20 protein-coding genes are annotated in these 18,974 nt (G+C 63.2%); 12 read left to right on the top strand and 8 right to left on the bottom strand.

The window, feature by feature from the left end; translation table 11 throughout:
• Positions 1-4: 4 nt before the first annotated feature.
• From ACLGL5_RS29395 to ACLGL5_RS29385, 3 genes are read right to left on the bottom strand one after another with little or no spacing between them, the layout of a single operon-like run.
• Complete coding sequence (locus ACLGL5_RS29395; RefSeq protein WP_069092640.1) at positions 5-643, bottom strand: 4'-phosphopantetheinyl transferase family protein; 639 nt, start codon at positions 641-643, stop codon at positions 5-7.
• 4 nt (positions 644-647) lie between these two features.
• A complete protein-coding gene (locus ACLGL5_RS29390; RefSeq protein ID WP_019859446.1) occupies positions 648-1,103 on the bottom strand; it encodes a GNAT family N-acetyltransferase in 456 nt (151 codons plus the stop codon).
• On the bottom strand, positions 1,100-5,236 hold the full coding sequence (locus tag ACLGL5_RS29385; protein WP_069092639.1) for a Pls/PosA family non-ribosomal peptide synthetase: 4,137 nt from the start codon (positions 5,234-5,236) through the stop codon (positions 1,100-1,102). Before ACLGL5_RS29385 ends, ACLGL5_RS29390 begins: the two co-directional genes overlap by 4 nt.
• 423 nt (positions 5,237-5,659) lie before the next feature.
• On the opposite strand from ACLGL5_RS29385, the gene ACLGL5_RS29380 reads away from it, so the two are divergent.
• From ACLGL5_RS29380 to ACLGL5_RS29345, 8 genes are all read left to right on the top strand, one after another.
• The gene (locus ACLGL5_RS29380) at positions 5,660-5,890 is read left to right on the top strand and encodes a DUF680 domain-containing protein (protein WP_019859444.1); all 231 of its coding nucleotides are present in this window, start codon (positions 5,660-5,662) and stop codon (positions 5,888-5,890) included.
• A gap of 126 nt (positions 5,891-6,016) precedes the next feature.
• A complete protein-coding gene (locus ACLGL5_RS29375; protein WP_038648097.1) occupies positions 6,017-6,988 on the top strand; it encodes an MBL fold metallo-hydrolase in 972 nt (323 codons plus the stop codon).
• Positions 6,989-7,019: 31 nt separating this feature from the next.
• Positions 7,020-7,499 (top strand): tetratricopeptide repeat protein, encoded by a 480-nt coding sequence (locus ACLGL5_RS29370; RefSeq protein ID WP_020628939.1) that lies wholly within the window; start codon positions 7,020-7,022, stop codon positions 7,497-7,499.
• 327 nt (positions 7,500-7,826) lie between these two features.
• Positions 7,827-8,348: a DoxX family protein gene (locus ACLGL5_RS29365; RefSeq protein ID WP_069092638.1), complete on the top strand. Its 522-nt coding sequence runs from the start codon at positions 7,827-7,829 to the stop codon at positions 8,346-8,348.
• 121 nt (positions 8,349-8,469) lie between these two features.
• Entirely contained in the window at positions 8,470-9,084 is a 615-nt protein-coding gene (locus ACLGL5_RS29360; RefSeq protein ID WP_069092637.1) for a BA14K family protein, read from the top strand.
• 349 nt (positions 9,085-9,433) lie between these two features.
• Entirely contained in the window at positions 9,434-9,673 is a 240-nt protein-coding gene (locus ACLGL5_RS29355) for a DUF680 domain-containing protein (RefSeq protein WP_069092636.1), read from the top strand.
• A gap of 192 nt (positions 9,674-9,865) precedes the next feature.
• Positions 9,866-10,189 (top strand): DUF2934 domain-containing protein, encoded by a 324-nt coding sequence (locus ACLGL5_RS29350; protein WP_069092635.1) that lies wholly within the window; start codon positions 9,866-9,868, stop codon positions 10,187-10,189.
• Between the two features lie 15 nt (positions 10,190-10,204).
• Complete coding sequence (locus ACLGL5_RS29345) at positions 10,205-10,354, top strand: hypothetical protein (RefSeq protein WP_141700957.1); 150 nt, start codon at positions 10,205-10,207, stop codon at positions 10,352-10,354.
• A gap of 35 nt (positions 10,355-10,389) precedes the next feature.
• On the opposite strand, the gene ACLGL5_RS29340 is transcribed toward ACLGL5_RS29345, so the two are convergent.
• The 5 genes from ACLGL5_RS29340 to ACLGL5_RS29320 all read right to left on the bottom strand — a co-directional run bounded on the left by ACLGL5_RS29340 (position 10,390) and on the right by ACLGL5_RS29320 (position 15,242).
• Positions 10,390-10,887, bottom strand: coding sequence for a hypothetical protein (locus ACLGL5_RS29340; protein WP_019859436.1), 498 nt, complete (start codon positions 10,885-10,887; stop codon positions 10,390-10,392).
• A gap of 615 nt (positions 10,888-11,502) precedes the next feature.
• A complete protein-coding gene (locus tag ACLGL5_RS29335; protein WP_019859434.1) occupies positions 11,503-11,805 on the bottom strand; it encodes a hypothetical protein in 303 nt (100 codons plus the stop codon).
• A 417-nt stretch (positions 11,806-12,222) separates the two neighbouring features.
• Positions 12,223-12,702 carry a hypothetical protein gene (locus ACLGL5_RS29330; protein WP_019859433.1) on the bottom strand — a complete coding sequence of 160 codons (480 nt, stop codon included), beginning with the start codon at positions 12,700-12,702 and terminating at the stop codon, positions 12,223-12,225.
• Positions 12,703-12,776: 74 nt separating this feature from the next.
• Positions 12,777-13,241: an Hsp20 family protein gene (locus tag ACLGL5_RS29325; RefSeq protein WP_069092634.1), complete on the bottom strand. Its 465-nt coding sequence runs from the start codon at positions 13,239-13,241 to the stop codon at positions 12,777-12,779.
• A 282-nt stretch (positions 13,242-13,523) separates the two neighbouring features.
• Positions 13,524-15,242, bottom strand: coding sequence for a putative bifunctional diguanylate cyclase/phosphodiesterase (locus ACLGL5_RS29320; RefSeq protein WP_069092633.1), 1,719 nt, complete (start codon positions 15,240-15,242; stop codon positions 13,524-13,526).
• Between the two features lie 184 nt (positions 15,243-15,426).
• On the opposite strand from ACLGL5_RS29320, the gene ACLGL5_RS29315 reads away from it, so the two are divergent.
• The 4 genes from ACLGL5_RS29315 to minE all read left to right on the top strand — a co-directional run bounded on the left by ACLGL5_RS29315 (position 15,427) and on the right by minE (position 18,613).
• Positions 15,427-16,278: an MEDS domain-containing protein gene (locus tag ACLGL5_RS29315; RefSeq protein ID WP_019859430.1), complete on the top strand. Its 852-nt coding sequence runs from the start codon at positions 15,427-15,429 to the stop codon at positions 16,276-16,278.
• 340 nt (positions 16,279-16,618) lie between these two features.
• Complete coding sequence (gene minC, locus ACLGL5_RS29310; RefSeq protein WP_069092632.1) at positions 16,619-17,437, top strand: septum site-determining protein MinC; 819 nt, start codon at positions 16,619-16,621, stop codon at positions 17,435-17,437.
• Positions 17,438-17,525: 88 nt separating this feature from the next.
• Positions 17,526-18,341: a septum site-determining protein MinD gene (gene minD, locus ACLGL5_RS29305; RefSeq protein WP_010910549.1), complete on the top strand. Its 816-nt coding sequence runs from the start codon at positions 17,526-17,528 to the stop codon at positions 18,339-18,341.
• Positions 18,338-18,613 carry a cell division topological specificity factor MinE gene (minE, locus tag ACLGL5_RS29300; RefSeq protein WP_010910548.1) on the top strand — a complete coding sequence of 92 codons (276 nt, stop codon included), beginning with the start codon at positions 18,338-18,340 and terminating at the stop codon, positions 18,611-18,613. The genes minD and minE overlap by 4 nt, the downstream gene beginning before the upstream one ends.
• Positions 18,614-18,974: the final 361 nt, after the last annotated feature.

The following is an 18,974-nucleotide window of genomic DNA, read 5'->3' as shown; positions in this document are numbered from 1 at the left end:
GGCGCTATTCCCCGACAAACGCCAAAACGACCACGCGCGGGACGACGCAGTAGGCGAGGCTGGCCATACGGCCGGTCTTCGTCGTCGCGCGGCCGGCATCGAGGTCCACGGCGATATCCTCGTAGCCCAGCACATCGCGATCGAGCGGAAAGGCCGCCTTGTAGACGGCTTCCTTAGCGCAAAACAGGATGCGGCCGGCAAGGCGCGGGTCCGCCGCGCCTGTGCGATCCGCGCCGGTTGCAACGATCGCGAAAATGTCGTCCGGCAAGGGTTCGGCGGGCTCGACGTCAATGCCGAGCGAGACGATACCGCCGACAGGCGCGACCGCCGCCACGGCCATGTCGTCGTCGTGGGCGAGCGAGCCAATTATTCCGTCCGGCCAGACCGGGGCACCGGATGGCGCGCGCATGATGGCGACATCCGTGATGCCGATATCGGCCAGCAGCCGGTGCGCGATCCAGCGGGCGGCACCGCTGGCGCGCCGCATGGCCGGCTGGCGCGCGGGGATGGAACGCGCTTCCTCGGGCAGCAAGTGGGCCTCATCCGCGTCGCCTATCAGCCGGCATCCGGTCCGGACATTTCGGGGCGCGATTGCCGCCATCGCCTCGGCCAACGCGGCTTCAGGGGAGGGTGGCCGCGTCAAAGGGTCATCCCCTCGGCAGGACGAGATCGGCGATCATTTCTCCATCCTCGTCGAGCCCTTCTTCCACGAAACCGGCGGTGCGATAGAGCTGGCGCGCCGCTTCATTCTCGGGTTCGTAACAGATCGAGACGTGCCTGACGTGACCGAGCCCGCCGATCTCGTGCAGCACCGCGCGCAACGCGGCCTTGCCGTAGCCTCTGCCCTGGCTGGCGCGGTCGATCATGAAGCGGTAGATGCGCGCCTCGTCGTCATCTTCCGGCGCGTCGTACATCAGGAAACCGACGATGCGATCCCCGGCCATGATTGCGCGGGGTCGCGCGTCCTCGTCGGTTTCGGCCTCTTCCAGCGACGCCGCGTTGCCAGCGACAAGATCCATCTGCTCCGGCGCCAGTTCCAGCGACGCGACCAAGGCCCGATTGGCCTTGGTCACCGGAGCGAGGCGGATGTCTCCGGCCTTCAAGCCGACGCCTTGGCGCCGTCGTTCGTGACCGGGATCACGAAGCGATGCAGCTTGGCCGGGTTGCCGCGCCAGATCGAGTAGGGCTCAAGCTCCTCGCCCTTCATCACGAAGGAATCGGTGTCGGCCACCGATCCTTCGCCCATCACGACGCCGTAATGGACAAAGGCGGACGGTCCGAGCGTGCAGCCCTTGCCGATGCGGATGTAGTCGGACTTGAACGCGCCTTCCTCCAGCGAGTGAGCCTGGATGACGCAGCCTTCGTTGAGTGTGGCGTCATCGCCGATCTCGACCAGGGAACGTTCGGTGAGGTTGGCTCCGCCATCATAGACGCGGCTGCCGACCTTGACGCCCAGCATGCGCAGGATCACCGGCCGGAAGGGCGTGCCGGCGAACAGGCGCACGATCGGAGAATCGGCAAGCTTCCAGTGGCGTTCGTGGCGCCAGAAGGCGACGTCGTAGATCGTCGTCATCTGCGGCTTCAACCGGCCGAAGCCAAGGCTTGCCCGCTCGACAAAGATGTAGAACGGAATGGTGATCGCCGAGGTCAGGAGAACGGCGACGAAGAGAGCGACCTCCGCCCATTCCGTGTAGTAGTTCAGCGCCCGGTCCCAGATCGCCAGCGTGGCGAACAGCATGACCCATTGCGTGGCCATGAACAGGAGGATCGTCACCGCATTGTGCAGGTTCTTGTGCGGAATACGCTGGCGTCGGTCCGCCTCGTCGACGCCGGCGATGAGTTCCTTGTCGCGATTGACCATGCGCGGGATTTCAAAGGCAGGCGAGCCCAGGAGCCCGACATTCTCGCGCACCGGCCCATCGATGGGGATCATCACCTTGGTGCCGAGCAGGACGTTGTCGCCCGTGCGTCCATCCGGCGGGTAATAGATGTTGTTGCCCAGATAGTTGCGTTCGCCGATGCGCGTCCGCTCGAGCCGGAACGCCGAGGCGGATTTGTGCATGTTGATCATGAACAGGCCGTCCGACACCATGGTCTCGGTGCCGATCTCGCACAGAAGCGGGTTTTCGTGCTGCTGGTTGGAGCCGAAATTGGAGCCGGTCTGCACCACCTTGTTGAGGTTCCAGCCGATGGCGCGCATGTAATAGACGATCGCCGAACTGTCGCCGAACAGCAGCCCCAGCACGCGGGAATTGCTGGTGAACTCGGTGGCGGTCTGCAGCCAGTAGCGGAAGCCGTAAAGCGTGTAGGTGCGGCCGGGTTTCAGGATCACGCTGAGCAGGCGCGGCAGCACCGTCGCGGCGAGAAAAGCCGCGGCGATATAGCCGAAAAGCGTGACCGTGGTGCCGACGGCGACCACGCCGATCGTCTCCTGATAGTCGTCGCCGACATTTTCCCAATAGCTGTGGAACAGCAGCGGCAGTGGGATGACAATGGCAAACAGCCCGATCAACTGGACCGCTTCGAAGAGGAAGCGCCGGATGTCGGAAGGGTTCTCGTTGCGCACCTTGCAATAGTCCGCCGTGGTCGGCACGGCCGGCGAGCCATGCCAGTGTTCGCCATCCGGGATGCTTTGCCCGCGCTGCAGCGAGGACGAATGGCCGAGCTGGGCGCCGTCGCCGATCGAGGTGTCGATGTCGAGCGTCGAACCCACGCCGACGAAGGCATCGCGGCCGATGGTCAGCGGTCCCATGTGGATGTAGCCGGACTGCGCCCGAAAGCCGAGGATCAGCGATTCCTTGCGCAGGATGGTGTTGGCGCCGATCGAAATCAGGTCCGTACAGACCGGCACGGATTTGGATTCGATGACCGCGTTCTTGCCGATCCTGGTTCCCAGCATCTGCAGATAGAAGCTGTAGAGCGGGCTGCCGCGGAACAGCACGACTGGGGCGGTGCGGATCAAGGTCTTGACCACCCAGAAGCGGTAGTAGCGCAGGCCCCAGATTGGGAAGGCTTCCGCCTTCCAGCGGCCGACGAGTACCCATTTCGCCAGGACGGCAAAGCCCGTCATGCCGAAGAACACGCCGGCCGAGAGCGCGACGCACCTGATATAGAGCTGCAGCGGATCGTCGAGCGTGTCATACATCCAGTTGAGGCCGATGTTGAGCGCCCACAGGCCCGCATAGCTGTAGACCCCGTAAAACAGCAACTGCGCCATTCCGCAGGTCCAGTAGGCAAAATTCGATGCCTGGCGGGTGAGAACAGGCTCGGTGGTGGCGGTCGTCACCTCTTCCGAGACGCTCAGGTGCTTGGCCAGGCGCGCCACCGTCGGATGGAGATAAATGTCGCGCATGGACGTCGTCGCCCATTCCTTGCGGGTGCGCACACGGGCGCAGAAATGCGCCATCAGCAGCGAGTTGGCGCCGAGATCGTCGAAGAAATTGTCCTCGACCGAGACCTCGTCGAATTTCAGCACCGCGGCCAGCGCCTCGGCCAGGAAGCGTTCGTCGTCATTGCCGGGCGCAACCATCTCGCGGTCGGCGGAAAGCCGCACGCTGGTCGGCTTCGGCAGCTGGCGAAGGTCCACTTTGTTGGAGACCGTCATCGGGATCGCCGGCAGCTCCTCGAGATAGGAAGGCACCATGTAGTCCGGCAGGCGCCGCTTCATCGTCTGGGCGAGATCGGCGCGCGAGAGCGCCGGCTGGCCGGCCTTGGGCGCGTAATAGGCGACGAGTTCGACGCGGCCGGGCTCGATCTCCCAGGTGGTGACGGCAGCCTGCGCGATCTCGGGCTGGTCCAGCAGCACCGCCTCGATCTCGCCGAGCTCGATGCGATAGCCGCGGATCTTCACCTGGGTGTCGATGCGCCCGGCATATTCGATCTCGCCGTCGCCGTTGATCCGGCCAAGGTCGCCCGTGCGGTAGATGCGCCGCGAGGGGTTGTTCGGCAGGCCGATGAAATCGGCGATGAACTTCTGTTCCGTCAGGTCTTGCCTGTTGAGGTAGCCGACCGCGAGCCCGATGCCGGCAATGCCGATCTCGCCCAGTTCGCTGGGCTCGGCCAGTTCCGGCAGCGACGGGTCGAGGATGACGATGGAATAGGTGGGCAGCGGCGCGCCGATGGTGACGGGCTTGTCCGGCGTCAGCGCACCCATCGTTGCGGTGACGGTCGCTTCCGTCGGGCCATAGGTGTTGAGGATCTGCCGCGCCGGCTTCGACCAGCGCACAACCAGATTGTGCGGGCAGGCCTCGCCGCCGACCAGGAGCGTGCGCAGGCTGGGCACATCCGATGTCATCGACGACAGCAGTGTCGGGCTGCAGGCCATGCAGGTGATTTCATGATGGCGCAGGAAATCCGCCAGTTCCTCGCCGACGAGCGGCATCTGGCCGGGCGCTGGTACCACGGTCGCGCCGGCGACGAACGGCACCCAGATCTCCTCGGAGGAAAAGTCGAAGGCAATCGTCATGCCCTGGTAGACGCGATCGCCCGGCCTGTAGCCGTAGGATGCGGCGGCGACGCGGATGAAGTTGACGAAGCTCTGGTGCCGGATGGCCACGCCCTTCGGCCTGCCGGTCGTGCCCGACGTGTAGAGGATGTAGCAGATGTCTTCCGCCGGCGCCTCTTGCGGCTTCAGCGGCGCGCTGGACTGTTTGGCGATCTCGGCGGCGGCGCCGTCGATCAGCACGTGGGGAACCGGCAGTTGGTCGGCCCGCGACGCATAGGTGGCGATGGTGACGATCAGGCTGACGCTGGCGTCTTCGATGATGAGCGCCATGCGCTCCTGTGGAAAGGCGGTGGCCAGCGGCACGAAGGCAGCGCCTGCCTTCACCACGGCGAGCAAGGCGACATAGGTCTCCGCCGAGCGGTCGAGAATGAGCCCGACCCGGTGGCCCGGCCGCACGCCGCGCTTGATCAGCACACGGGCGAACTGGTTGGCGCGGCTGTCCAACTCCTGATAGGTCCAGGCACGTCCGTCGGAGATCACTGCCGGCAAGGTGGCGAACGTTGCGGCGAGCTCTTCGAAGACCGTGTCGAGCCGCTCGCCGGGTTGGCCTGCCCGCGCGAAATCGGCGCCGGTCAGAATCTGGCCATGCGCGGCCAGGGTCCGCTGAGCGCCCCTTACAAGGGTATCGACGCCTGCCAGCCCATTCTGGGCCAGCCCAGTTTCGGGCTGCGCGCCTGGTCTTGCCGTGTCCCTGTCCAGGGCAGCAATGTCGATACCGTAATCCATTTCCATACTTTCTCGTCCTGGCCGCGTATCGCCCGGCTGTTCATGCCGCTGTTCGAGCAGGCATTTTCGGCTGTGCCGCTGCTGCAATTTGACCCTTGTCGATGGCGGACCGAAGCTTCCGAAAAGGAAATCCGCGCAGTCCCCCGCGGGATGGTTATGCCATGCGATCTTTTCGCCAGTTTTTCCGAATTGTTGAAACTTGTTTCTGAATTGTGTCTGGGCGCTCCTCCTGCCTTGCCCCTGATGGTCTTTTCCGGAGGTGATGCCGCCGCCTTTCACCCAGGCTCTGCCAGGCCGCGATCCCTCAAATCCGCCCCTTCCAAAAAATCTCACTGCCCTCGGGAATAAAGCACCGCCTTGCCGGGTCTTCCCTTCAGCGGGGCCAATCCGGCCCGCGACGCGAAGAAACGAAACAAGGATTTACCTGAAATGACCAAGCTCGCTCTCAGCGTGGCTGCGATGTTGCTTGCCTCGAGTGCTGCCTTTGCCGGCAGCGACCATGGTGCCAACAACTCCAACCAGCCTGTCGCTTCCGTCGACACCAATGCCACCGCCTCGATCCCTTACACGGCCTATGTCGATGCCAAGACGACCGGACCGAGCCGGCCGGCGACCAAAACTGATGCGGACGAACCCGGCCAGGGCATCTGGGGCCGCTGAGTTCAGGGGCGGGACAGCCTCGAGGTCCCGACCCGATCCGCGATCAGGACGGGGGGCCATGTGGCGTGGCCCTCCGTCGCTCCTACCGCGATCTTTTGCCGCCACCGCAACCCACAGGAGACCACAATGTTCAGCATGACACGCCGCACAGTGCTTCAATCCGCCGCCGCCGCTGCCGCTTTCGGCCTTGCCGGCAAGCTTGAATTCACCCGCCCCGCTTTCGCCGAGACGCCCGTGGAGCCGACCGTCGGCTTCTACAAATACACGGTCGGCGACATCGAGGTCACCGCCATCTATGACGGCATCTGGAAGAAGCCGCATGACCCTGCCTTTATCAAGAATGTTTCCGTCGACGACACCAAGGCGGCGCTTGCCAAGGCAGGGCTGACCACCGACTTCATGCCCATCCCGCTCACCGTCGTCGTGCTCAAGATGGGCGGCAAGCTGATCATGATGGATGCGGGCTCCGGCGTCGGCCAGTGGCAGGCCAACGCCACGCATCTGCCGGCCAACATGGCCGCCGCCGGCATCGACTACAAGGCGATCGACACCATCATGATCTCGCATTTCCACCCCGACCATGTCTGGGGCTTGATGGAGAAGGGCACCAACACGCCGGTGTTCCCCAATTCCGAGCTGATCGTCAACGCCACGGAATACAATTGGTGGACCGATCCGAGCCGGCTGGCCAAGCTGCCCGAAGGCCGCAAGCCGGCGGGCAAGCGCATCGCCGAGAACTTCCCGAAATGGAAGAACTGGAAGCTGGTCGAGGACGGCGCGGAAGTGGCGCCCGGCATCCAGATCATCGCCGCCCCCGGCCACACGCCGGGACATTCGGTGTACCTCGCCAATTCCGGCAAGGAGCAGCTGATGATCTCGGCCGACACCATGTATGTGCCGGCCCTGCTGGCGCCGCATCCGGAATGGCAGGGCAGCTACGACCAGGATGGGCCGACCGCGATCACCACGCGCCACAAGATCATCGACCGGGTGATCGCGGACAATATCCGCATTTCCGGTTCGCACTTCCCGTTCCCCGGCACCGGCGTCTTCGTCAAGGACGGCAGTGCCTATGGCTTCACGCCCGTTCAGATTTGAACGGGTAACCCAGACCAAAGCGAGAAAGACAATGAAACAGCTTCTTTTGGGCAGAAACGCCCTGTTCGGTCTGCTCGGCGCCATCGCCGTGCTGACCGTCGTTCCCGTCGCAACGATCATGCCCGCCTATGCGGTGGATGATATCGAGGGCGCCGACGCACCCGATCTCACCGCCGTCCAGGCCAAGATCGCCGCCAAGGATTACAAGGGCGCACTGGCCGATCTGCGCGACCTCGCGCAGGACAACCAGCAGGCCGACGTCTACAATCTGCTCGGCTTCACGCTGCGCAAGACCGGCGACGTCACCACCGCGCTGACCTATTACAACAAGGCGCTGGAGCTGAAGCCCGACCACAAGGCCGCCCGCGAATATCTGGGCGAGCTCTATGTCGAGACCGGCGACATGAACAAGGCCAAGGAGCAGCTGGCCTCGCTGCAGAAACTCTGCCCCGCCGGCTGCGAGGAGCTTTCCGACCTGCAAAAGGCCATCGACACCAAGGTGACGCAGTAAGCGGTGACCCGTTCCAACTCCCCCACGGACGTGGCTACGGCATGAGCTTGGCCACGCATTGGGGGAACCACGTGGCAATCAAGCCTCGAGCTGATCAGTCGCGGACTGGGGGAGAGGTGGCCGCCAAGCGGCCCGAGTTGGGGACTGGCACCGACCGATCCGGCCCCCACCACAGTTTGGGCGCTCGTGGCTGGCGCCCATTGCCGGAGCCGGCGCCTCTCCCTCGAGCCGGCTCCGGCCTTTTCGAACATCACATCCGGCAGGCGCCGTTTTCGCGCGTCGCACGGCGCGCGGCGCTTGCCTGTGCTCAAAGATTGGAGGCTGACCATGACACCGAACGAAATCGCCGCGAAGCTCACCGGCCTCGCCACGAAATACCACATCAGGGACGTGACCCTGCTTGCCGGCCGCCTGCTCATGTCCTTCATCTTCCTGCATGAGGGCGTGACGCTGGCCACCCATTTCGACGGCGCCGCCAAGGCGATGGCCGCGCAAGGCGTCGGGCTGCCGTTGTTCGTCGCCACCATCGCGCTGCAACTGGGGGCAGGGCTATCGGTGGCTTCAGGGCTGCTGACGCGGCTGGGCGGCATCGGGCTCGGCCTGTTCTGCCTGTCCACGGCCTTGCTGTTCCACGTCAACTTCGCCAGCCAGAACGAACTGCTGCATTTCGAAAAGGACCTGGCCATATCAGGCGGCATGTTCGTGCTGGCCGCCGTCGGCGCCGGCCGGATCTCGCTGGACTGGCTGCTGGCCCGCCACCTGCAAAAGCGCCAGCGCGACAGGGAAATGGTCAAGGCATTGCTGGCCGTGGAGAGCGAGTTCTCCATGGACGTGCGGCTGCCGGTTTGAGGCAGCAAGGGCTGCCGCCTTGCGCCTCGCCAGCCGCTCCAGTGCCGACCCCTGCAACACGCTCGCCCGCTGGAACCAGTCCCGGTGCTCCGCATTCTATTAGCGGGGACGCAAGGAGTGTGTGATGAAAGCGGTTTTGGCACTGGTCGCAGGCTTCGTCCTCACCCTTGCGGTCTTCGCCAGCGGGCTGGCTTTCGCCGCCTGGCTGATTCTGGCCAAGCCCGTGCATCAGGCCAGGCCCACCGACAGTGTCTCGCAACTGTGGACCAAGGACGCACAGCCCGTGGACAAGGCCGCGCCGGGCCTGGAGCGCGTGGCCGCCGCGCAGCCTCCCGCACCCGACGCCGCCGCCAGGGTGCAGTCGGTCGACCCGACCAAGACAGCCGCGGTGGCGCCCGGGGCAGACGAGCAGCAGGCCAGGCTGCCGGCTGCCCATGTCAGCTGGTGCGCGGACCGCTACCGCTCCTACAACCCCGACGACAACAGCTACATGTCCTACAGCGGACAGCAGCGCCCCTGCGTCTCGCCCTATCTCGACAACAGTGCCGACGCCGGCCAGGCCGCGCAGCAGCCCGACGAAGTCAGCTATGACGAGGGCGGCGCGGCGCCGCTGGTCGCGACAGCGGACCTTTCGGACGACCACGTCCAATCCTGCTTCAGCCGCTACCGCTCGTATCGTCCCGAGGACAACAGCTACCAGCCCTATTCCGGTGGTCCGAGGCGCCAGTGCGAATAGGCGACGCGCGCCGCTTGCCATGGAAGGTGCGGGCAGAACTTCGCTTCACGGTTTAGGCGGAGGCTCCCGATTTAGGGCGCGCAGCGCTTTGCGGCCGCATTCCACGCAAAATTCCACTCTTTGAGCGGTTCTTACCACGCCCTTTCCCACGCCCGCACAAACACCACACCCCTACAAGACGCCCCAACAGCGCAACAATGAACCGAGTGCGCTGAAACCTGCAGCCGCAGGGATCCTGTGGGGGTCGCGGTTGGCCGGTTTCGCCCGAGACCATGAACACACAGCCTCACGAACGCGATGCGGGCGGCGCGTCGAGGCCGATGTCAACTTGTAGAGATGGAGACTTGAAATGAAGAAGATCATTCTGACTGCTGCTGCGTTCCTGTTCGCCTCCGGCATGGCTTTCGCCGGCTCCGACCATTTCGGCTCGGACTTCGTCTCGGCCGCCGGCAGCTACCCGACCACCCATTCGATGATGTCCTCCAAGGCGGTCGACCCGAGCGTCACCAAGAGCATCACCGGCAGCGCGGCGGGACAGTCGATTCTCGACATGCCGGCCGAATACGGCCAGGGCATCTGGGGCCACTGATATCAAGGCTGCCCAGTACGGCCTGTATCCAGGTGGCCGGCTTGCCCCGCCGCCTGGATCATTTTGCGTCCTGCCCGGCGCCTCGCGCCCTCCCACCGATCCGGCAGTTCCACCCGGACCAGCGATCACGCAGATTTTTTGGATCAATCCCATCACCGCGGCGTTCATCCCTGACACGAAGGAGGAACGACAATGGGCGACGAAAGGCACGAGAAGATCCAGAAGCGCGCATACCAGATCTGGGAGCGTGAAGGCGGCGGCGATCCCGAGCATCATTGGCACCGGGCCGAGGCCGAGATCGACAGGGAAGCGGCTCTGCCGCTGACGGCCGACGACGCCTTGCCGCAGACCCGTGAGATACCCAGCACCGACGTTCTGGAGGTCGAGGAACTGGCCATGCGCACCGGCATATCCGGCGACGAGGCGCAGGCGCTGCTCGACCGCCTCGGCACCGACCGCGCCGCAATCGAGCAGGCGGCGCGCGGGCTGAAGGCCAGGAAGGGCGCCAAATCCTGATCGGGGAGAGCGAAGATGATCCGCAAACTCAAGGATGGCAAATATCGGCTCTATTCACGCAAGAAGGATGAGAAGACCGGCAAGCGGCGGAACCTGGGGACATTCGAGACGCGCGAGGCGGCGCAGAAGCATGAGCGCGAGGTGCAGTATTTCAAGCGGCATTGAGGGGGCGCTGGCCTCTGCAGCGCCGGGTGTCCACCTCATCCCTTGGCCGGCTCTTCGTAGATGCCAATGATGAGGAGCCATGCGCCTGAAATCAGGAAGGCGAACAGGACGATGGTTCCAAGGGCCGCGATGTAAAGGCCCACGCCGCGCCCGAGAATGAGGAAAATCGCGCCTGCAACCTCGGCCAGGTAACACATCGTGCCGCCCGCCAACCGCGGCCCGGTCAACCCGATGGTGCTCATCCCCGCCTTGATGGCCACGACATATCCCCTGACGAAGATGAATGTCGCTATGCCCCAGAGCAAAAGCCATTCGAGGCCGAGTGCCGGAAGATATTGACCACCCAGAAGCGCAAGGCTGCATGCCATGAAAATCGCGCTGAAGCCCGACAGCATGTTGATTGCCCGGTTCTTGTGCGTCGTGTTGCGGACAATGCGTTCGGGATTGATCGAGATCGCAACGAAGATCAACCCGGCAAGCCCCGCCGCGCCGCCGCCCACCATGACGAAGAAATCAGTCCATTGATCCAACATGACTTGCCCCCGAGCTTCAGCCGGCTCGATGGAGGCTAGCATGGCTGCGTTCCCGAACTCCACGGGGCGGGATAACTGATCGCGGGGTTTGTCGTTCCCACGTTCGGACCGGCGCGGCGTTCACCCCGACGGAGCAGGCAGCGCTCGGGCTGAAGGCCAGGACGGGCGCCAAATCCTGATCAGGGAGATCGAGATGATCCGCCAACTCAAGGACGGCAAATGCCGGCTTTGTTCACGCAAGACGGATGAGAAGACCGGCAAGCGGCGGAACCTGGGGGCGTTTGAGACGTGTGAGGCGGCGGAGAAGCATGAGCGGGAGGTGCAGTATTCAAGCGGCATTGAGGGAGGGCTGTTCGGTGCGTACCTCTGGCGACCGCGATGGCGACACGTTGCAAGCTTGCGTGACCGATTTACTCTTAATTCCGCTAAGCACACGGCAGCTTTGCGCCTCATGTCGTCATTCGGGCCGACTTGGCGCTTGTCTGGACATAGGGATCGATGTGAAAGCGAGATGGGCGCATGCATGTATCGCGTCGAGCGCTGCCATCGGATTGGGCATGCCAATCATTGAACTGGCCGCGGACGAAGCGGAATCGCTCCGCCCGTCACGCCAGATTACGTCAGCTCATAGTAGAAATCACAAATCAGGTCCGCGACCTTGACGGCCTCGAAATCCGTCATGTGTGCGGCGGTCTCAACAGCGACCGTTTCCATATCGTCTTGATCGATAGCAAGCAGATCCAGTATTTTCGCAAACTTGAACTTGAGTTCCGGGTCACCATCGAACTCATCGATCGTAACGTCCAGAATGTTCGTATTTGCGTCGATCAGGCGCGTTTGAACACTGTCGGAAGAGGCTGCTAGCGTCCTGATCGCCGCAAAAAAGTGCTCGCGCGCGTTGGCATATTTGTCGTCCATTTTTGATACCTTTATGGGTGAAGCGCTGCGCCTTGGACGTGAGACGCGCACCGCGACTTACGCTTTTGGCATGGCCTGAGTCAACGACACAGACGCGGCCCGTCGCGCGCCGATATCCGTGAGCGGCCGGACTGCAGGCGACCATTCAGACAACGCTTCACCGCATGTTCGAGCTTCAAAGGACGGCAAGCGCCTCGACCAAAACTGGATTGCAAAGACTGGGGACAGTGCTGATGGAGATGCCGGACGATGATGAAGACACACGGCCGTGCATTGCAGCCGGAACGCTGGGCACTTCAGGAAATAGGCGGCGTTTGCAGGGCCATCTTCAAAAGCAGGGCGGAAGGCCTGCGTTTGCGAACCCGCTGCGAACCGCGCAGCGGGTTGCTATGTGCCTTTTCGCTAACGAGCGCTCAGTCAGGCATAGGCCGGCTCGCGATTGGCCATCACATACGCGCCACTTTGCCCGCCACCTGGCACGCGCGGCGCGACGGCGGCGGGGCAAGGCGGCGGATCATCATCATCGTCCCTGCCGGTAAAGCGCCGTCTGCGCGGCGATCCATTGATGCGCCGGTCATGGCGATCGAACGCCACGGTCCACGGCATTGCCCGACGCGAAAGAACCTTGCCGGCGGGGCCGACTTGATTCAGCGCCTTCAGGCATCGCAAGATATCGTCGACGGGGACGATCTTGCCATTGTCCAGTTTGCGTAGGGTGGGGCGATTTTCGACGGCATGCGCATCCGATGCCCATGATGCGAGCAAGGCGCGCTTTTCGTCCAAGGTCATGCGTGGATGCTTGAGCACATCGCCCGGGCTGTCGAGAAGGCAAAAAAGACCCTCGAAACGCCCGGTGCGCCGGGTTGGGGCGCGGAATGTTTCAGTCTGCTGATTCATCTCCAATCTCCGCAATCGAGGCCTCCCGACCGAAGCTGGGAGGCGACCGCAGTGTTCGTGTTGAAATATCGGCGTCAGGCAACCTTACGCGGTTTCTCGACGTCCTGGCTGATCTGCTTGTTGACCGCCATAGCGTCGCCAGAGCCGATGTTGATGCGGCGAGGTTTCAGTTCCTCGGGGATTTCCCGCACGATCTCGACGCTGAGCAGGCCATTCTCCAGGGTCGCAGCGACGACCTTCATGTGGTCGGCCAGCTTGAACACGTGTCTGAAGTTGCGCAAGGCAAGGCCCTGGTGCAGCACCTGACGCCCCTCCGTGTCGGTGGATTTCTGGCCGACAACCACAAGTTCCGGGCCATTCTGCGTCAACTCCACCTCTTCGGAACTGAAGCCGGCAATAGCCATGGCGATACGGTAGTCGTTTTCACCGGTCTTCTCGATATTGTAAGGCGGCCAGTCGGTCCTGGCGTTGTTTTCGAGCATGTCGAAAAGACGATCGAATCCGACGGTGGTTCGATAAAGCGAGTCAAAGGTTCTCATAGCCACATTCTCCTTGAAGCAACATGGGTACAAGGTGCGCCGCCCAACGGCGCCGCCCGTCGTCGAGCCATACAGCCTCGACGGCGAACGATTTGGGAAGCGCCGAAAAACGCTTCAAGGCCCCTGCGCAAAAAAATTTGAGCCTCTAGATGGTACGAAAAACCGCTGCCGGGAGGAGAGCGGCGAGACGACCTCGCCAGCTTGACCATATGCCTTCTTCAGCAGCATCGCACGACCTCACATCCACGCGAGGGTACTGCCTCATGTGGTGCGGAGAATCGCTCAAACCAGCGATTCAAATCTTGCAGCGTCGACCGGTCGACCGAACAGAAATCCCTGCCCGAAATCACAGTCCATGTCGCGCAACAGCGTGCGTTCCACCTCTGTCTCTATTCCCTCGGCGACGACATGAAAGCCGAGTTCCCTGGAAATCCTGATGATGGACTCGATGATGACCCGCTTGGAACGGCTTTGCGCTAGTCCTTTGACAAAACCGCGATCGATCTTGATCTCCGTAAGGGGGAAATCTTCGAGGTAGCGCAGATTGGCGTAGCCGGTTCCGAAGTCGTCGATGGACAGGCCGACGCCCAGTTCGCGCAGATGTCTCATGATCAACAGCATTTCCGCGGAACTTTCGACCATCAAGCTCTCGGTGAGCTCTAGCTTGATCCATGCAGCATCGGCGCCGCTGGCGGTGAGCACATCGGAGACAAATTTCGGCATGTCGCGAAGCTTGAACTCGAGCGGCGAGACATTGAACGAGAAGACTATCGGCACTTGTCGGCCCCGGTTCACGCGCGCGGCAAAGTCCGCGACGGTGCGAAGTCCTCGGGCGCCGATATCGAGTATAAGACCCGTATCTTCGGCATGGCCGATGAACTTGTCCGGCGACTGCATCCCAAACAGCCCATGGTGCCATCGCAACAGGGCTTCAGCACCGACAACCGTTCCCGTGGCGAGGTCGACCTGCGGCTGGTAGTGAAAATCGAACTCGTCATGTTCCAAGGCCTGCTGCATTTCGCTGGTCATGCGCAGTCGGTTTCGCGCACGCTTATCGTCCTCGGAACTGAATGCGCAGATATCGAGGAACGCCGACGACTTCGACCGATGCAAAGCGGCACCGGCACGACGAACCAGCGTTATGGCGTCCGTCGTCTGGTTGCCAACGACATAGCCCATCGCGAAACGGATCCTTATCGTTGCGCCCGCAACGAGATAGCGCGGCGCCAGGGACTGCCGGATCATTTCGATTGCCGCTTGGGCCTCGTCGGCATGGCCAAGCGGCTGAGCGAGCGCAAACTCATTGGATCCCGTGCGGCAGATCAGTGCAGCGCCTGTGTTGGTCAGGCGTCGCGCAATCTGCATCAGCACCTGGTCGCCAACGTCATATCCGTACCCTTCGTTGATGTCATGGAAACGAGCCATGTCGATCTTGACAAGCAAGATCCGCCGTTCCCCTTGACGCAGCAGGATGTCGACGTCCTCGACGAAGGCGTATCTGTTGAGAACACCGGTGAGCATGTCGGCGCGGGTGCTCTGGGCAATTTGCGCGGCGGCGACCCTGCTCGCCGTCACGTCCCGCATCAGTCCGATATAGTGCGTCGGCTCGCCACCAGCGATGCTCATAGGTGCGAGGCGGAGTTCGTTCCAGAACCAGCTACCGTCCTTGCGGTAGTTCTTCAGCGTGACGGCAACATCCTCACGCCGGGCGATGGCTTCACGAATGGACTGGATTTCGGGTTGAAGGCGATCACTGCCTTGCAGGAAGCGGCAGTTTCTCCCGATCAGTTCGTCGCTGGAATAGCCGGTGATGTCCTGGAACGCGCGGTTCACGTAGACCAGCGCCATACCCTTTTCACGCAGATCGCTGATGGCCAAACCATCCCTCGATAGATCGGGCAGCCGGGCCGCGATCTCTTGCGGCACGCCATAGCGGCGCGGGTTCGCGACCGCAGTACTGCGGATCAGATTGCCGAACCCGGCCTTGAAAATCTCTGTCATGTTGGGGCGACGGCTGATAGTGTCCGGAGATGCATGCCCCCATAGATGGCCAGCTATCGCGCGTATTCTACTGGCACGATCAACAGGTTCCGTAGCGGAATGGCCGACGTGGCGTGGGCCGCCGTCGGCTGCGACTGATTTAGCGGCTCAGTGACGTACTCGTGCACCGGAAAGCGGCATCGACATGAACGATGAGCCTGCCCACGCGCTCCGCAAGTCCGGCATCCGCGTCATGGGCGAGATGTGCTGGGGCACACACATCTGCGTCTTCTACGAAGCGGAACAGGACCTGCTTGCTACAAACGCTTCCTATTTCGCGGCCGGGCTGGAGAACAACGAGTTCTGCATCTGGGCGGTCTCCGATCCGATCGACGCAGAGACGGCGAAGGATGCGCTACGGCAATCCATCCCCGACATCGATGCGCGCCTGATGGCCGGCCAGATGGAAATCATTGCTGCTACGGACTGGTACCTACCTGGCGGCGAGTTCGACATACAGCGCATCACCGGCGGCTGGAACGAGAAGCTGCGCGCAGCGTTGGAACGGGGGTATGCCGGGATCAGAATCAGCGGCAACGCATTCTGGATCGGGACCAGCCACTGGCAGGAGTTTTGCCAATACGAGCATGAACTCGACCACTCGCTGGCGGGTCAGAAGATGCTCGTTTTGTGCACTTATTCCCTGTCGGAAAGCAGGGCCGTGGACCTGCTCGATGTCGCACGAGCACATCAATTCACCATCACCCGGCGAAACGGAGAATGGGAATTTCTCGAGACGCCGGAGCTCCAGGCTGCCAAGCAGGAAATCAGGAAGCTGAATGGCGCATTGAATATCCTGGCGGACACCAGCCGCGCCACTTTCACGGCTCGCGAGCGTATCGTGCTCGCCCAAATCGTCAGGGGCTATTCGAGCAAGGAGATTGCTCGCACCTTGAAAATTGCCCCACGAACGGTCGAGTTCCATAGAGCCAACCTTCTCAAGAAGACCAACGCGCGGAGCACGGTCCAGCTCTTGCACATGGTTCTTGGCGAGTAGCACAAGTCCGGGGTTGCTTCTGCGATGGAAGCTGGACCGGAGCCTGCGCTCCAACGCGGCCTGCGAGTGCTGTTTTGCCCGGTGATGAAAACTGCGATATGCGATGCGTTTCCGGGCAGGCTCTGCGGGTCTAACGTCCGCTGTCACTTCTCGGCAGCCACAAGTCGCCAGTCCGCTTCCGGCCCCTATCAAGACATTCAGGGTGTTGGGGGTAGCGGCCGCAACTGGCGTTTGGCCCGGCCTTCCAATTTCTCGAAGACTGCCAAGTCGCACCCCCTCGTTAACCATTCGTTAACCATTCCCTCGCTAGCGTTTACCTCTCAGTAAGGATTCGCCAGCCGTGACCTTTGCCGCTCCCCTCGAGGCCAAATCCATTCGCTTTCGTGCCCGTTCTTTCGTCGCTTTCACATTGACCCCGGAAGCGCCCATGGTGGAGTGGCTGCAGGGGCTGGATCATTGGATCGGCAACTCGCCGGGCTATTTTGCCGGGCGGCCGGTGCTGCTCGATCTGAACAGTTTGAAGCCCGCGCCGAGCGAGATCGCGGCACTTGTGGCGGAGCTGGGGACGCGCGGCATCCGCATCTATGCCATCGAATTGGAAGGGGCCGCGCTCGGGCCCGACCTGCCGCCTCTGCTGGTCGGCGCCAAGGAGGCGACGACGGAGGGGCTGCTGCCTGGCCGCAAGGGCGGGCAAGAGGCTTCCGGTAGGGAAGGCAAGGCCGCCGAGGGCAGGGCGCCGGACCACGGCGCCGATGCTGGCGGCGTTGCCAAGGGAAAGGCTGGCGCAAGCAAGACTGAGGAAAGCGTGCCGCAGGTTTCGCATTACGATTCGGGCACGCTGATGATCAAGACGCCGATCCGTTCCGGCCAGGCGATCATGCATGCGCATGGCGATGTCATCGTGCTGGGCTCGGTCGCGTCCGGTTCGGAGATCGTCGCCGCCGGCTCGATCCATGTCTACGGCACGCTGCGCGGGCGCGCTTCGGCGGGCTCGTTGGGCAACACCGCCGCGCGCATCTTCTGCCGCCGCAACGAGGCCGAGCTTCTGTCGGTCGACGGCTGGTACATCACCGCCGAGGAGATGGAAGGCGTGTCGCGCGGCAAGCCGGTGCAGGCCTTCCTCGACGGCGACGGCCTGCGCGTCGAGACTTTGAGTTGAAGCGGCTTGGGAGCTGACGACCGCTGACTGAATAAAGGCCGGCGAGCCGGCCCGAGACAACAAACTGATAACAACGGAGGCTTTTTTCATGGGCAAGGTAGTGGTGGTCACATCGGGCAAGGGGGGCGTCGGCAAGACCACCTCGACGGCGGCGCTCGGTGCCGCCGTGGCCAAGACCGGCAAGAAGGTGGCGCTCGTCGATTTCGACGTCGGCCTGCGCAACCTCGACCTGATCATGGGCGCCGAACGCCGCGTGGTGTTCGACCTCGTCAACGTCATCCAGGGCACGGCAAAGCTGTCGCAGGCGCTGATCCGCGACAAGCGGGTCGACACGCTGTTCCTGCTGCCGGCTTCGCAGACGCGCGACAAGGACGCGCTGACGGAAGAGGGCGTCGGCGAGGTCATCGACAAGCTGCGCTCGGTGTTCGACTATGTCTTCTGCGACAGCCCGGCCGGCATCGAGCGCGGCGCGCAGCTCGCCATGCGCTTTGCCGACGAGGCGGTCATCGTCACCAATCCGGAAGTGTCGTCGGTGCGCGATTCCGACCGCATCATCGGCCTGCTCGACGCCCGCACCATGCGCGCCGAACAGGGCGAGCAGATCGCCAAGCACGTGCTGGTCACCCGCTATGACGCGGGGCGGGCCGCACGGGGTGAAATGCTCAGCATAGACGATGTGCTGGAAATCCTGTCCGTGCCGCTGCTCGGCATCATTCCTGAAAGCCAGGATGTGCTGCGCGCCTCCAATCTCGGTGCGCCGGTGACGCTGTCGGAGCCGCTCAACACCGCGGCCAAGGCCTATATCGACGCCGCAAGGCGGCTGGAAGGCGAGGATCTGCCGGTCGTCGTCCCCTTCGAGCGCAAAGGTTTCCTCGACCGTCTGTTGGGAAGGAGGGCGGCATGATGAACGTGTTCGACCTTTTCAAGCGGCGCTCCAGCGCGCCGGTGGCGCGCGAGCGGCTGCAAGTGCTGCTCGCCTATGAGCGCCGCAACCGCAGCCAACCCGACCTGGTCTCCATCCTGCGCGAGGAGATCATGGCGGTGATCGCCAAGCACGTGCAGATCGACCAGGACTACCTGCAGGTCTCGATGGACCGCGGCGAGACCATGTCGACGCTGGAGATCGATATCCAGATCCCCAACAAGAGCGCCGTGCCGATGGCGATCGCGGGCTAGCGCCGACGCTATTTCCTCGCCCCGCAAAGCGGGGGGTCCGAAGGACGGGCGAGACCCGTGGCTCGCCCCGGCAAGGTGGCCGCGAAGCGGTCGGAGAGGGGGCAGCGCGGCGCTCGCCGGTGCCCCCTGAATTCATTGAGGCCGAGCCATTCCCCCGCTCCGTCTCGGGCTTCGCCCGAGCCACCTCGCCCCCACTCCGTGGGGCGAGGAACCCAAGTTCTGCGAGGGCGGCCCCCTCACGCCGCCGCGAACGCCGCCGTCTGCGCGAGGCGGCGGATGACCAGAGCGAGGGGAGGCCGGCGCCGCATCTGGAGAGTAAGCGATGGGCACCGGCCCGGGCGGATCGACAGGTCCGCCGCGA

The organism is Mesorhizobium sp. U510, from assembly GCF_059180695.1.
This window is presented reverse-complemented; position numbering and strand designations above follow the sequence as displayed.